Source organism: Streptomyces varsoviensis, assembly GCF_000718635.1.
Taxonomy (GTDB): Bacteria; Actinomycetota; Actinomycetes; order Streptomycetales; family Streptomycetaceae; genus Streptomyces; species Streptomyces varsoviensis.
Window position 1 is genome coordinate 94,786 of the sequence record NZ_JOBF01000020.1, and the last position, 14,658, is coordinate 109,443.

Consider the following 14,658-nt stretch of genomic DNA (forward strand, 5'->3'; position numbering starts at 1 on the left):
GCCGCCGTCGCGTCTGCGACAGGACCGTTACACAGAATAGGGTTTTCACATGATGTGAAACCTTTCGCTCCTGATTAACTCAACACCATGCGCACCTTGCCCTTCGCCCTCCCCGCCGCTGCCGCCGTCACCGGGGCCCTCCTGCTCACGGCCTGCGGGTCGCAGCAGGCCGGCTCCGACGCCCTGAGCGAGGGCGGCTCGGCGCGCGCGGAGGGGAAAGCAGGGGGGAAAGGCACCGCCACCGGCCCCGGCACGTTCTCCTGCGTCCCCCGGACGCGGCCCGGGGCCTCCGCCGCGCCCACCCCGCCGGTGCTGAGCGGGGACCCCGCCAAGCTGGAGAAGGACGGCGTCAAGATCACCAACTTGGGCGGCGACGCCCGCGCCTGCGCCGACTTCACGGTCGCCAATCACGATGCCCAAGCCCTCACTTACACGATCGCGTTCACGTTCATGTCGGATGAGGGCAGGGCGCTGACGAACACGGTGTCGGTCGTACCGGCCGTGAAGCCAGGGCAGACCGTGCGGCGCGTGGTCACCGCGGACGGGCTGCCCCCGGACGCGCGTACGGACGCGCGCGTGGCGATCACCAAGGTACGGAGCGTCCCCGCCGCCGAAGCGCCCGCCAAGGACGGCGCCTGCCCGCCCTCGGGAACGCGGGTGTACGCGGACGACGGCGACGCCGCCATGGGGCTGCGTGCCGTGAGCATCCACCTGGAGAACTGCGGCAGCGAAGTCACCCAGCTCAACGGCTACCCGCAACTCCAACTGCTCGACGCTGCTCACAAGCCGGTCGAGGGCGTACGGGTCCTGCACGGCGGCTCCGCCATCTCCACCGGCACCGGAGCCGACGGCGCGCCCCGGCCGATCGCCCTGAAGCCCGGCGAGCGCGCGTACGCCGTCATGGTCTGGCGCAACACCGTCGAGAACGGCGAGCCCGTGAACGCGCCCTACGTGCGGGTGCGCGCGAAAGAGGGGGCGGCCCCGGTGGTCGTGACCCCGGAACTCGACCTGGGCACGACGGGCAAGCTCGGCATCGGCCCGTGGAAGAAGGACGAGACGCCGCGATCGCCGGGCGGCGCCCCCGACAGGCCGCGCCCATAGGGATCTCAGGGACGCGAGGGACCCGAGGGGGCCGAGGGGTCTGAGGAGGCCGAGGGACCCGCAGAGCCGAGAGCCCTGAGGGGCCCGAGGCTCCTGACGGACTCGACCGGCGCACGTGCACGCCCAAGACCCGCTGGTCAGAGCGATTGTCAGTGCCTGGTGTCAGGATCACCGGCATGGACGCGAAGAGGACGAGCGCGACGCCGGACAATACGTCGCCGAGTGCGGAGCCGATCGGCGCTGAGTCAACTGCCGCTGAGGCAACCGGCGTCGAGATGACGGGCCCTGAAACGTCTGGCGCTGAGACGTCGGGCGCGGAGCCTTTCGACTGGCGGCGCTTCCTCACCAGGTGGAGCGAGGAGTGGGCCGACGCGCAGGGCGACGTGGCGGAGCTGAGCCCGGACGACGCCGCGGCGTGGGAAAGCCGTTGGCTCGGCTTCGCCCCGGCCGACGAGGCGGACATCGCGGCCATGGAGGCACGGCTCGGGCGCGAAATGCCGCCGTCCTACCGGGAGTTCCTGCGGGTGAGCGACGGCTGGCGGCACGCGGGCGGTTTCGTGTGGAAGCTGGCCGGTACGCGCGAGGCGCACTGGCACGAGGACGCGATGGGCCTCGGGGAGGAATTCGGCGACCTCTGGGGCAGGCCGGTCAACGTGGAGGTCGAGGAGGAGGCCGACGAGGGCGCGGCGCGGGGCGGCCTGTGGGCGCGCGGGCTCCAGTTGGATGTCGCGTCGGATGCCACGTCCGTACTGCTCGATCCGGCGGATGTGGGGCCGGATGGCGAATGGGCGGCGCGGGTGTGGGCGTCCTGGGCGCCCGCCGACCCCCAGGGGTATCCGTCGTTCGCCGCGTTCATGGTCGCCAAGTACCAGGAGTTCCACTGCCTCCAGGCCGGCCGGGCTGAGGGAGAGGGGGCGCCGGCGTTCGTCAATGAGACGACCCGCGCGCAGGACGCGGCGGTGGCCAGGGCTCGGGCCGCGGCGTTGCGTGGAGAGCATGGGGAGGCCGCCCGGCTGTTGCTGACCGCTCGGGAGTACGGTCGCCCGCACGTGACCGAGATGCTGTACCAGGTCGGCAGGCTCGGCGGCGGCCCGGTCGGGCGGGAGGCGCGGCAACCGGAGCCCGCCGGCTTCCCCGCCCCGTCCCCCTTCCTGGCGGAACTGCTCACGGTGTACGCCGTCGACTTCCTCAACGTGGGCGGCTACAAGGACGATTGGCGTTACGCCGACCCCTATCACCACGGTGCCGCCGGGCGGAGGGCGGCGGACCTCCTGCGGAGGATGCGTGAGGGGACGTACGGCTATCGGCCGAGCGGTCCGTTCGGCGAGGCGGTCGACGCGGCCCGCGAGTCGGCCCGTTGGGGCGATACGGACGCCGCCTGGCGCATCCTGCGGGCCGCGCTCCCGGCGTGGAAGCCGCTCGACCCTGACCACATCGCCCCGATGGGCCTGCTCGGCGACCCCGTGCTCGCTCCTGTCCTCACCGCCGGGCGGCGTCTGGAACTGCTGGCGACCCCGCGCGGCGGCGAGAGCGGCCCGGCCCCGTCCCCCGCTCGCGACCAGGATCCGGGCGGTCTGTCCTGGGTCGCCCGGCTCGGAGGGCTGCGGCCGGGCCAGGCGTCGTGCGGCGACTACCGGTTGGTCCTGGTCGAAGGCGTCGCCCCGGACGAACTGCCCGCTCTCCTCGGCTCGTCGCCCGACGCGGCGCTCTCCCCGCCGCTGCGGTCCGTGGACCTGCGGCACTACCACCGGCCCGATCAGCGGGGCTTCTCCGGCTACGACGACAAGGCGCTGCTCAGAGTCGGGCGGGCGGGGGCGGGGTGGAGTTTCGGGTTCGAGGCGGACCTGTCGCCCGCGTTCCCCGCCGAACGGTTCGTCTCCCTCGCCCAGGACGCGTCGGCCCGCGGCGGACTGGCGGTCGTGGCGTGGGGACAGGGCCGCCGGGACGACCCTGTCTTTCACCTGTCGGTCGCTCGGGATGGCGACCTGTTGTACGCGTTCACGGCGCGGGGCGGGGTCGTCGAGGACGTTCGAGGCGATCTCCCGGCCGAACTGGCCCCAGCCGCCCTCGGTTTCGGCGTCCGGGGCGCGGCCGCCAAGCGGGCCGCGGCGGGCCGCGCGCTGGATGTCATCGCCGACCGGTACGGTGTCGGCCTCCCGCGCCTCGCCGTCACCGAGGGCCGGCTGCACTCCTTCGAGTCGCGGTCGTGGATACGCCCGCCCGGCCCCGGGGAGGCCTACGCGACGCTCGGCTTCGCCTGACGCGCGCTGCCCCCCGGGCCTCTGGAGGCCGGACTCACCTGGGCAGCGGGAGCGGGTCGATCGGGGTGAGGACTCCGAGGCGGTCCTCGATCGACTGGGCGGCCGCCAGGCACATGTCCTCGCGGAACGCGCGGCCGACGATCTGCACGCCGGTCGGAAGCCCGTCGACCACTCCTGTCGGCACGGCCAGCCCGGGGAGGCCGACGAAGCTGGTCACGGTGCACAGGCGCATCCCCGAGCCGACCCGTTCCCGGCCCGCGCGGTCGCGCGACTCCAGTCCCGGCTCGACCGGCGGCTCGGTGAAGGAGGGGCCCAGCAGCAGCGGGTACTCGTCGAGGAATTCGGCCCATGAGCGGCGGATGTTCATCCAGGTGCCCATCAGCTTCATCAGCTCTTCCGCGGTCGCGGGCGGGGTCCGGTCCATCGCCATCGCGATGTAGCGGTCCCCGCCGTCACCCAGCAGTTGGCGGACCGCGGGCCAGGACGGGGCGAACTCCGTCACGGTGAGCCGGCCGTACGCCTCCAGCGCCTCGTCCAGGCGGGGTACGTCCGGCACCTCGCGCACGTCGTATCCGGCGTCCGCGAGCGCGTCGGCCGCGGTGGCGACGGCGTCGCGGACGGAGGGGTGCACGCCGTGCCCGCCGGGGTCGGCCACGACGGCGACCTTCACCGGGCCGGGCAGCGGTTCGCCGTAGGCGGGCGCCGGTACGGCCCGCGGGTCGCGCGGATCGGTGCCGGCCAGCACCTCGTACGCCAGCCGTAGGTCGCCGACGCTCCGGGCCAGCGGGCCGTCGGTGACCAGCGTCTGGGAGGCCGGGCCGGGGTCGTCGGGGCCGACGATGCGATGGTCGGCGGGGAACCGGCCCGTGGACGGCTTGAGTCCGGCCACACCGCAGAACTGCGCGGGGACGCGCACCGAGCCGCCGGAGTCGTTGCCGAGCCCGAGGGCCGCCATGCCCGTGGCGACGGCCACGGCGTCTCCGCCGCTGGTCCCGCCCGGAGTGCGGGCGGCGTCCCATGGGTTGGCGGTGTCGCCGAAGAGTTCGCTGCGGGTGTGCATGCCCGCCAGGATCAGCGTCGGCATGTTGCTGTGCCCGATGGGGATGGCCCCGGCCGCGCGCAGCCGCGCCACCGGGGGCGCGTCGGCCGGCGCCACCAGGTCGCGGAAGCGCTCCGTGCCGAAGGTGGTGGGCACGCCCTCGATGGCGGTGCTCTCCTTCACCGTGAAGGGCACGCCCGCGAGCGGTCCCATCGGCTCACCGGCCGCCCGTCGGCGGTCCGTGCGCTCCGCCGCTTCCCGCGCGCGCTCCGCCAGGAGCTGCGTGACCGCGTTCACCTGGGGGTTGACCTCGGCGATGCGGTCCACGTGGCTGTCGATCAGTTCGACGGCCGTGATGTCCCCGCGGCGCACCGCCGCCGCCTGCTCGGCGGCCGTCATCCGCCACAAGAGGTCGCCCTCGTTCCGCATGGCCCCTGGCCCTTCCTTCCGTCTTTCCGGCCGTCTGTCATTTCCGTCTCCGCGGCTTCGCGTCGGCATGACGACGGACCGGCATCTCGTATCGATGCGCTTGCATCGGAACCGTACCCTGGAAGTGATGCAAACGCATCGAATAAAGTGCGACCCGAACCGGAACGGCAGAGAACAGGGAGGTCACCGGCGGTGCCCAAGCAGGTCGATCATGTGAACCGTCGCCGCCTCATCGCCGAGGCCGTCTGCCGCCTCACCGACGAGCGGGGGCTGGAGGGCGTGACCCTGCGCGATGTCGCCACGCGCGCGCAGGTGTCGATGGGCGCGGTGCAGCGGTGCTTCCGCACGAAGGAAGAGATGCTCGTCTTTGCCCTCGGGCACATCAGCGAGCGGATCAACGAGCGCGTCAAGGCCCGTACCGTCAGGAGCCCGGCGCAGTCGGCCGGGACCGCCCTGGGGCACGCGGCCACGGAGATCGCGCTGCTGCGGGAGGACCACCGGGCCGAGGCCAGGGTGTGGCTCGCCTTCGTCGCGCAGGCGGCGGTGAGCGAGCCGCTCGCCAAGCCGCTCAAGGCCAACTACGCGGCCTTGGAGGAGACGTTCGCCCGCCTCATCTCGGAAGCGGCGGACGGCCCGGCCGTACTCGTCGACGCGCGGCGCGAGGCCCGTGCCCTCCTCGCCCTCGCGGACGGCCTCACCACGCATGTCCTCATCGGCCACCTCACCCCGGGCGAGGCCCAGGACGTCCTCCACGCGCACCTGGAGAACCTCTGGGAACGGCCGGGCCGGCGGCCGGAATCGTAAGACCCAGACCTGATACGGGTGGGCGCCCGGGGCGGCCGAGGCAGCCATGGCCGGCGCGGCACGGATGGCCGGGGCCGGGTGGCCGGGTGGCACCCGTGCCGCGCACTATGGCCGGCGCGGCACCCATGACAAATGTCATGGGCGGGTGATGCGCGATCTCACTGCCCGGTCCCCCGCGCCCCCGATGAACATGGCCCGTATGACAGAGAACACCAAGACCGCCGCCCCGGCGTTTCGCCGTGGAGACCTGACCCAGCCGGGCAGCGTCAAGGCCCTCCGCACTACGAAGCGGCTCGCCGGCGGCTACCTCGCCCTCAGCGTGCTCACCCTGGCCGCCATCATCGTGATGCGCGACGACACCTCGGTGGTGAACGACGCCGTCTGGGTCCGGGGGACGATCGTGGTCGCCAGCGCCCTGCTGACGTTCGCCTTCGCCGCCCGTACCGCGCGCGGTTCCCGAGGCGCGTACCGCAGGCTGCGGATCGCCTCGGGCGTCATGGTGGTGGCCATCGCGTGCATCATCGCGCTGCCCGGCCCGTTCCCGCTGTGGATGAAGATCGAGCAGGGCGTCTGCGGGCTGGCCCTGCTCGGCGTCGTCCTCCTCGTGAACGGCCCGCGGCTGCGGGCCCTGTTCGCCGCCGAGTGAGCCGAGCGTGCGACGGGTTCGGCCGCCGCACCGCACGACGCGCGGAACCTCGACGGACGGCTCCGGCGGGCGGCTCCGGCGGGGGCGGCGGCGCGGGCGCGAATCCGCGGCAAAGCGGCGGTGTTAGCGTTCCCACCATGGACAACACCGGGAAAGGGCCGGTGAGCGGCGGTCCGGAGGGCGATTCGCTGCGGTGGGCTCGGGGGTGGCGGCGCATGGTCCTGGCCGCCGGAATGCTCGTCTATCCGTGCGTGACGGCCGTCGGCGCGGCGCAGTACGCGACCGGTGCGCGCGCCGCCGCCGGGTACGGTGTCGTGGCCGCCTTCGCCTGCTGCTACGTACTGGCCGCCCGGTCGGCGGCCCGGCGCGCCTGGCGGCCCCTCAGGGTGCTGCTCGGGGTCATGACGGCGCTGTTCGTCGCCGAACTGCCCATCGCCAGGGAGTACGCCTTCTTCCTCTGCGCCGTCGTCGTCTCCTTCGCCGCCGCCTTCCTCAAGCGGCACGCGGTGCTGATCGTGGCGGCCGGCGCGGTCGCCGCGCTCGTCGTGCCGTGGGCGGTGCGCCCGTGGCACGGCTCGCCGGGCTGGTTCGAGGCGATCGCCGTCGTCTTCACCGCCCTGACGGTGTACGGGTTCTCCGAGATCGCCGCCGCCAACCGCGCGCTGCTGGAGGCGCGCGCCGAGGTCGCCCGGCTGGCGTCGGAGGCCGAACGGGCCCGTATCGCACGCGATCTGCACGACCTGCTCGGCCACTCGCTCACGGTCATCACGGTCAAGAGCGCTCTGGCGCGCCGCCTGACGGCGAGCGGCTCCCCTCGTTCGCTCGACGAGATCACGGAGGTGGAGAGCCTGTCCCGGCAGGCGCTCACCGATGTACGGGCCGCGGTGTCCGGCTACCGGGACGTGACCCTCGCGGGCGAGATCGCACGGGGAAGGGAACTGCTGCGCGCGGCCGGGGTACTGGCCGACCTCCCGGCGGCCACCGACATGGTGGACGGCGCCCATCAGGAACTGTTCGGCTGGGTGGTGCGCGAGGGCCTGACCAACGTCGTGCGCCACGCGCGCGCCACCCGGTGCGTGATCACCCTGTCGGCGTCGCACGTGGAGATCCGCGACGACGGGGTGGGCAGCGCGGCGGACTACGGGCACGGCCACGGCCTCGACGGCCTCCGGGAACGGGTCGCGGCGGCGGGCGGCACCGTGACGGCCGGTCCGGCGGCCCCGGGCGGCTGGCGGCTGCGCGTCACCCTCGACCGGGTGAGCGGGAACGCCGGGTCGGCGTACGACGCTCCCAGCTCGGCGGCCGGGGCCCCTGCCCCGACGCCCACGCCCTCCGACTCGGCGCCTGGCACCTCCAACTCGGCACCGGCAGCCCCCGACTCGACGCCGGGCATCTCCGACTCGGCACCCGCTCCCCCCGACCCGGCCCGTACGCCGCCCGACCCGGCCCGTACGCCCGACGACCCCACCCGCACGCCCAACCGCCCAACGCTCACGCCCAACCGCCCGACCCACACGCCCGACGACCCCACGGACGGTACCCCGGCATGACGATCCGACTGCTGCTCGCCGACGATCAGGAGCTGATCCGCAGCGCGCTGTCGGCGCTGCTGGATCTGGAGGAGGACTTCCAGGTCGTGTGCTCCGTCGGCCGGGGCGATGAGGTCGTGCGGGCGGTCCGTGAGCACCGGCCGGATGTGGCGCTGCTCGACATCGAGATGCCGGGGCTGGACGGGCTGGCGGCGGCGGCTGTGCTGGCCGCCCAGGCGCCGGACTGCCGCGTGGTGATCCTGACGACCTTCGGCCGCGCGGGCTATCTGCGCCGGGCGATGGAGGCCGGCGCCGTCGGGTTCGTGGTGAAGGACGCGCCGCCCGAGGCGCTCGCGGACGCCGTCCGCCGGGTGATGAAGGGGGAACGCGTCGTCGATCCGGCCCTCGCGGCAGCGACGTTGGCCGCGGGCGAGTCCCCGCTGACCGCCCGCGAGCGCGACGTGCTGAACGTGGCGCGCTCGGGCGCCACCGTGGCCGAGATCGCCGCCAAGCTCTACCTGTCCGAGGGGACGGTCCGCAACTACCTGTCGGCGGCGATCGCCAAGACCTCGGCGCACAACCGGATGGAGGCCCTGCGCATCGCGGACGAGCGGGGCTGGCTGTAGCCGGGCTGCGGCCGGGGACGGAGCCCGGACGGTTTCGGATCAATAGGCTCACCAGCGGCGAACTACCCCATCTCGACACCGGCGTACAGGTATGGGATAGTCCTTTCGGGTGGAACTTCTTGAATATCAGCAGTATTTGTCGCGTCAGGGCACGGCCCTTCTGAAGCGCGCTCGGGCGGGCCCGCGAATAATCCTCAAGGAGCCCGAGTTGCCCGTCTCAAGACGCTTGATATCCCCCGAGGGCCGCATCTGGGAGACCGCCGAAATCGCGGCTCGCATATCCGATGCCGGGGAAATTCTCGCAGGCCGTGGTGTCGAACCCGGTTCGCGGGTGATGATGGGCGGCGCCAATTCCCCGGAATGGGTCGTCGATTTGCTCGCGCTCATCCACCTCGACGCCTCGGTGGTCCTCGCCGATCATCGGGCCGCGCCGTCACGGCGATCGCGGATACGCGCCCAGGCGCGCGTCATGCTCGACATCAGCGACGGTACGGGGGCGTCCGCGGTGCTGCGGCCGCCACGGCCGGCGCCGCCACCGGCCCCGTCGAACACCACGATCGTCACCACGGTCGCGTCCCTCCCCACTCCGCCCCCCACTCCCCTGCCCGTCACCACGACCGCACCCGACCTCGCGGCCTGGGCCCGGCGCGACGACGCCGCGATCTCCTGGTCGTCGGGCACGACCGGCAGCCCCAAGGGCGTCGTCCGCTCCGGCCGGTCGATCCTCGACAACCTCGCGCTCAGCGCGGAGCGCATGGGCTACGGGCCCGACGACGTCTTCCTGCCCGTCCTCCCCTACTCCCATCAGTACGGGCTGTCGCTGGTCCTGTGCTGGTGGCTGGGCGGCGGCACGCTGGTGGTCTACGGGCCGGCCACCCGCCTGGACCACGCCCTCGCGCTCGGCGCGGCCCACGGCCTGACCATCGTGGACGCGGCCCCGTCGACCTATCACAGCCTGCTCAACGTGCTCGACCGGCGCCCCGCTCTGGCGGCCGCGCTGCGGACCGTACGGGCGTGGTGCGTGGGCGGCGCGCCGCTGGGGCGCGGCCTGGCGGCCCGGTTCCGCGAGCGTACGGGGCGGCCGCTGCTCGACGGCTACGGGGCGACGGAGGTGGGGAACGTCGCGCTGGCGCCGCCCACCGATCCGGTCGGGTGCGGCACACCGCTGCCCGGCGTGGCCGTCGAGGTCCACGACGAGCACGGCAGGCCGCTCCCGCGCGGCCGGCTCGGCCACCTCGTCGTGCGCAGCCCCGGCCTGATGACGGGTCACCTGGGCGAGGACGGTGAGATCGTCCCCGTTCCGGGGCCCGTGCACCGCACCGGCGACATCGGTCTGCTCGACGAGGCCGGCCGCGTCTTCCCGATCGGACGCAAGCACGCCGTGCACCGCGACGGCCACACGCTCTACCCCGACCACCTCGCCGAGCGGGCCGAGTCGGCCGGCGCCCGTACGGAGGTCGTCGCCGTTCCCGATGAGCGTCTGGGCTGCCGTCTGGTGTTCGTGATCGCGGATCCGGACGGTCACGAGCCCGCGTACTGGAAGGGGGAGCTGCGCCCCGTGCTCGCCCGCTACGAGCAGCCCGACCGCATCGTCGTGCTCCCCGCGTTCCCGCTCACGAGCACGGGCAAGCCCGACCTGGCCGTTCTGGAGAAGATCGCCATGACCTCGCTGTCCCCGCCGCACGCCACGCCCACCGACGCGACCGCCTGCGCCCCGGCCGCCCGTACGGCTGCCGGTGCGGCCACCGACCCGAACGCCGACCCCGCCGCCGGCGCGGAAGCCGGTACGGCCGCTGCCGCGGACGCCGGCCCACCCGCCCGTACGACGGCTGGTACTGCCGCTGGTACGACCGCCGGCGCGGCAGCCGGCGCGACCGGCTACTGCCTCCCCTTCGCCGACCGGCTCGACGCGCTGCGCGCGGTGCGCCGCTATGTGGCCGACGACGAGGACGCCGTGCTGAGCGTCCTCACCGAGGTCTCGCCGCACCGCACCGCCGCCGCCGAAATCCGTTCGTTCCTCGCCGCCCTCGACGGAGCGGAACGGGAGATCCTGCGCACCCGGCCCGGCCGCGTGCCCCGGGCCGCGGTCTTCACGCCCTCCAATATCCCGCTCTACTCGTACGCGCTCTATATGCTCGTGGCGTCCCTTTATACCGACAGAATCACCTTCCGGCCGTCTTCCGCGATAGACAGCCAGCTACGGCGCCTGCACGCGCTGCTGGAGCCGGTGCACCGATTACCCGTCGACCTTTTCGAACTCAGTCGCCGCAAGTTCGTGACGGGGCCGGTACGCGAGGCGGATGTCGTCGTCTTCACCGGGAATTACGCCAATGCCGAGACCGTCCGTGAAGGGCTGGCGGAAGACCAGCTCTTCCTCTTCTTCGGCCGCGGTATCAACCCCTTTGTGATCGCGCCCGACGCCGATCTCGCGCTCGCCGCGCGCGACGTGACGAGAATCCGGCTCCACAATTCCGGCCAGGACTGCTTCGGCCCCGATGTCGTGTTCGCGCCGCAGGGCCGCACGGAGGAATTCGTCGGCCTGTTGTGCGCGGAGCTGGCTTCGCTGCGGTTCGGGCCCAACAGCGACCCGGCCGCCGACTACGGACCGCTGTGCTACGACTCGGCGTTGGTGAACTGCTCGGACTATCTGGTGCGGCACGTACGGCACATCCGGCACGGCGGCCGCATCGATCTGCTGTCCCGCAGGGTCGAGCCGACCGTGCTGCTGTGGGGCTTCGACGACAAGATCCCCCTCGACGAGATGTTCGCCCCGGTGTTCAACGTCGTGGCCTATCCCAGCGCGCGACGGTTGCGGGAACGGCTGGCCGGCCCCTTCTTCGGCGAACGGGCGCTGGGGGCGATGGTCTACGGAACCGATCCGGAGACGGTGCGGGTCCTGGCCAAGCGCCACCACACCTGCGTGAACCGCACGCTGCTCGACGCCGAGGACGGCAACCGCCCGTTCGGCGGGTTCGGGCTGATGGCGAACTACGTCGCGTACGGCGGCGAGCGGCGCGCCGAGCCCCTGCTCATGTCGCAGGCCGTGGCGCGGAGCCTCCCGGCGGCCGCCCCCGTCGCGGTACGTGGGGAGTGACGCGGGTGAGCGGGCGATACGGAGACGCGTGGTCCGCGATCGTCGACGTGCTGGCGGCGTACGGGGTGGACGCCTTCTTCGGGCTGCCCGGCGACGATCTGGAGTTGCCGCGCGCCCTCGACGGCGCCGGACTGGGCCTCGTACCGTGCCGTGACCAGCGCAACGCGATGTATATGGCGACCGGTTACGCGCTGCAGTCCGGCCGGCCGGCCGTATGCGCCCTGGGCAAAGGACCGGCTGTCACGCACGCGGCCACCGGGCTGCTGGAGGCGCGGGAGTCCGGGGCGCCGGTCATCGTGCTCGCAGCCGGAGCGCCCGAACGGCGCCGGGACAGCGGCGGGTTCCAGGAACTCGACCAGGTCGCCGTGGCAGCGCCCCTCGTGCGGTGGGCGCGGCGCGTGGGCCACCCGGACCGGATCGTCCCGGCCACGGTGACGGCGCTGACCCGGGCCGTCGGGCCGCCGCCCGGGCCCGTCTATCTGGAGGTGCCCGACGACGTCCGTACGGCGGAGATCCCCGCCGCCGGGGCGCGGCCGGCGCTGCCCGAGCCGCTGGTCCTCGACTCCGCCCCCGTGGCGCACGGCCCGGCGCTGGCAGCGCTCCGGGCGAGCCGGCGCCCGGTGGTGCTGGTGGGCGGCGGGATGCGGCACCGCAACGGCGACGGTGTCGTCGAGCGGTTCGCCGAACTCCTCGGCGCCGCGCTCTTCACCACCGCGTCCGGGCGCGGTGCCGTCGACGAACGCCACCCGCTGTTCTGCGGCGTCGCGGGCCTCTACGCCGCGGCCCCCGCCCGCGCGCTGTGGTCCTCCTGCGACCTGGTGGTGTCGCTCGCCGGACGGCTGGAGGAGACGGCCGTCGAGGGCGGAGCGCCGTGGCCCTCGGTCCCGGTGGTGCAGGTCAACGTCGATCCGGGCGGGCTGTCGGCCGAGTTCCCGGGCCCGCGCGTGCTCGGTGAGGCCCGGCACGCGGTGCTCGGCTGGTCGCGGGCGCTGGACGGAGCCCTCAAGGAGGAGCGCGCGAGGGAACGCGAAGGGGGCGCGGGGGCGGGCGCGGAGGCCGAGCGTACGGACGCGGAGGCCGCGGGCCCGGGCGGGGGACGCGGGCGCACGGACGCAGAAGCCGCTGGCCCGGGCAGCGAGAACGAGCGTACGGACAGGGAAAGCGAGCGTAAGGACGTCGCCGAGTTGTGGGCGGACGAGATCGCCGAGGCCCGGCGGGCCATGGCGCGGGAGGTGGTGGCGGAGTTGGCGCGGGCGGCGGCGCTGCCGGAAATCCGCGTCGCCGAACTGCTGGCCGCGCTCGACGCCACCGCCGGCGAGCCCCGCGTACTCGTCCAGGAGAACGGGTTGCAGGACATGTGGTCCTACTGCTTCCCCTTCCATGTCGGGGGCGGTTCCGTCGTGCCGTCCGAGCAGACCCCTCTGGGCTTCGGGGCGGCCGCGGCTATCGGGGTCAAGCTGGCCGCCCCGGACCACGAGGTCACCGCGTTCGTCGGGGACGGCGCGTTCGTCGCGGCCCGCGCGGATATCGCCGTCGCCGCCCGGGCCCACGGCGGCGTGCTGTACGTCGTGCTGTGCAACGGCGGTTACGGCTGGCTGGACGCCCAGCGCGCCCGCCTCGGTCTCGACGCCGAGCGCTACCCCTTCGCCCGCCCGGGCGCGCCGCCGCCCGCCGTGGACGGGCCGGACGTCGACTGCCGGGTGCTGCGCGACAAGGCCGCGCTGACCGACGAGGTGCGTGCCGCGCGGCGGTTCTGCGCGCGGGGCGGCACGGCCGTGCTCTTCGTGCCGGTCTCCCCCGAGGACGTTCCCCCGCCGCTGCGCGACGGCGAGGCGGTCCCCCAGTGACGTACGCAGGGGAGCACGGAGGCGCGGGGCGCGGCCGCTCCCGCCGTCGGGTGGTGGTCACCGGGTACGGGGCGGTGACGCCGCTGGGCCACACCGTCCCGGAGACATGGGCGGCGATGCTGGCCGGGCGCAGCGGCGTCGACACGGTGGACGACACGATCGACGTGCCCGGCCTCGACGTGCGGATCGGCGGCCGGGTCCGCGGCTTCGATCCCGGTCGCCATATGCCGCGTACGGTCGTCCGGCGCGCCGACCCGTACGCGCGGTACGCCCTGGCGGCGGCGCTGGAGGCGTGCGACCACGCCGGGCTCGTGGTGGACGACCGGCTGGCGCCGCGGGTCGCGGTGATCATCGGCAGCGGCTACGGCCCGGTGGGGTCGATCTACCGCGCCGCGCACGTCCTGCGCGACAAGGGACCGCGGGCCATCAGCCCGTTCACCCAGGTCACGACCGCCATGGACAGCGCGGCCGGCGAGATCAGCATGCGGCTGGGCGCCCAGGGGCCCAGCCGTGCCCAGAGCACGGCGTGCGCCAGCGGCGCGGACGCGGTGGGCGCGGGGATGCGCATGATCGTCCATGGGGAGGCCGACATCGTCCTCGCCGGCGGGGCCGACGCCTGCGTCACCGGCGTCGACCTGGCGGGCAGCGGCAACGCCCGCGCGCTGTCCCGGCGCAACGACGCCCCGGCCGAGGCGTGCCGGCCGTTCGACGCGCGGCGCGACGGGTTCGTGATGAGCGAGGGCGCCGCCGTGCTGGTGCTGGAGGCCGCCGAGGTCGCCGACGGGCGAGGGGCGACGGCCCTGGCCGAACTCACGGGGTACGGGGCGAGTTCCGACGCCCATCACTGGACCGCGCCGCATCCGGAGGGGCGGGGCGCGTGCCTGGCCGTCGAGGCGGCGCTGCGCGACGCGGGGATCTCGGGGGCGGACGTGGACTACGTCAACGCGCACGGCACGGGAACGCTGCTGAACGACGCCACGGAGGCGGCCGTCCTGCGCAAGGTGCTGGGCGACCGTGTCACGCGTATTCCGGTCAGCTCCACCAAGTCGATGACCGGGCACATGATCGGCGCCGCCGGGGCGGTCGAGCTGGTGGCGTCGATCCTGGCCCTGCGCACGGGCGACGTTCCGCCCACGATCAACTGCGACGAGCCGATCGAGCCGGACATCAACTTCGTGCCGCACCAGGCGCAGCACCACGAGCGGATGCGGATCGCGCTGAGCAATTCGTTCGGCTTCGGCGGGCACAATGCCGTTCTCGTGGTCCGAGCGGTATGAGGGCC

General features: G+C 73.8%; 10 protein-coding genes. 9 read left to right on the forward strand and 1 reads right to left on the reverse strand.

Translation table 11 applies throughout. The features are described 5' to 3' along the window. The first annotated feature begins 87 nt into the window (after nucleotides 1-87). Entirely contained in the window at nucleotides 88-1,101 is a 1,014-nt protein-coding gene (locus IF55_RS25995; RefSeq protein WP_030885420.1) for a DUF4232 domain-containing protein, read from the forward strand. Between the two features lie 275 nt (nucleotides 1,102-1,376). Continuing rightward, nucleotides 1,377-3,362 (forward strand): SMI1/KNR4 family protein, encoded by a 1,986-nt coding sequence (locus tag IF55_RS26000; protein WP_030885423.1) that lies wholly within the window; start codon nucleotides 1,377-1,379, stop codon nucleotides 3,360-3,362. Nucleotides 3,363-3,396: 34 nt separating this feature from the next. On the opposite strand, the gene IF55_RS26005 is transcribed toward IF55_RS26000, so the two are convergent. Further along, on the reverse strand, nucleotides 3,397-4,830 hold the full coding sequence (locus IF55_RS26005; RefSeq protein WP_030885427.1) for an amidase: 1,434 nt from the start codon (nucleotides 4,828-4,830) through the stop codon (nucleotides 3,397-3,399). Between the two features lie 192 nt (nucleotides 4,831-5,022). Between IF55_RS26005 and IF55_RS26010 the strand changes: the two genes are divergently transcribed. From IF55_RS26010 to fabF, 7 genes are all read left to right on the forward strand, one after another. Next, nucleotides 5,023-5,634, forward strand: a complete 612-nt coding sequence (locus tag IF55_RS26010; protein ID WP_030885430.1) for a TetR/AcrR family transcriptional regulator — start codon at nucleotides 5,023-5,025, stop codon at nucleotides 5,632-5,634. Between the two features lie 199 nt (nucleotides 5,635-5,833). Then, nucleotides 5,834-6,280, forward strand: a complete 447-nt coding sequence (locus tag IF55_RS26015) for a hypothetical protein (protein WP_030885433.1) — start codon at nucleotides 5,834-5,836, stop codon at nucleotides 6,278-6,280. A gap of 137 nt (nucleotides 6,281-6,417) precedes the next feature. Further along, nucleotides 6,418-7,830, forward strand: a complete 1,413-nt coding sequence (locus tag IF55_RS26020; protein ID WP_078645205.1) for a histidine kinase — start codon at nucleotides 6,418-6,420, stop codon at nucleotides 7,828-7,830. Beyond that, nucleotides 7,827-8,435 (forward strand): response regulator transcription factor, encoded by a 609-nt coding sequence (locus IF55_RS26025; RefSeq protein ID WP_030885439.1) that lies wholly within the window; start codon nucleotides 7,827-7,829, stop codon nucleotides 8,433-8,435. Before IF55_RS26020 ends, IF55_RS26025 begins: the two co-directional genes overlap by 4 nt. A gap of 208 nt (nucleotides 8,436-8,643) precedes the next feature. Then, nucleotides 8,644-11,529: an aldehyde dehydrogenase family protein gene (locus IF55_RS40785; RefSeq protein WP_245661412.1), complete on the forward strand. Its 2,886-nt coding sequence runs from the start codon at nucleotides 8,644-8,646 to the stop codon at nucleotides 11,527-11,529. A gap of 5 nt (nucleotides 11,530-11,534) precedes the next feature. Continuing rightward, on the forward strand, nucleotides 11,535-13,376 hold the full coding sequence (locus IF55_RS40790; RefSeq protein ID WP_037965752.1) for a thiamine pyrophosphate-binding protein: 1,842 nt from the start codon (nucleotides 11,535-11,537) through the stop codon (nucleotides 13,374-13,376). Next, nucleotides 13,373-14,653 carry a beta-ketoacyl-ACP synthase II gene (gene fabF / locus IF55_RS26040; RefSeq protein ID WP_211270037.1) on the forward strand — a complete coding sequence of 427 codons (1,281 nt, stop codon included), beginning with the start codon at nucleotides 13,373-13,375 and terminating at the stop codon, nucleotides 14,651-14,653. Before IF55_RS40790 ends, fabF begins: the two co-directional genes overlap by 4 nt. The last annotated feature ends 5 nt before the right edge of the window (nucleotides 14,654-14,658 follow it).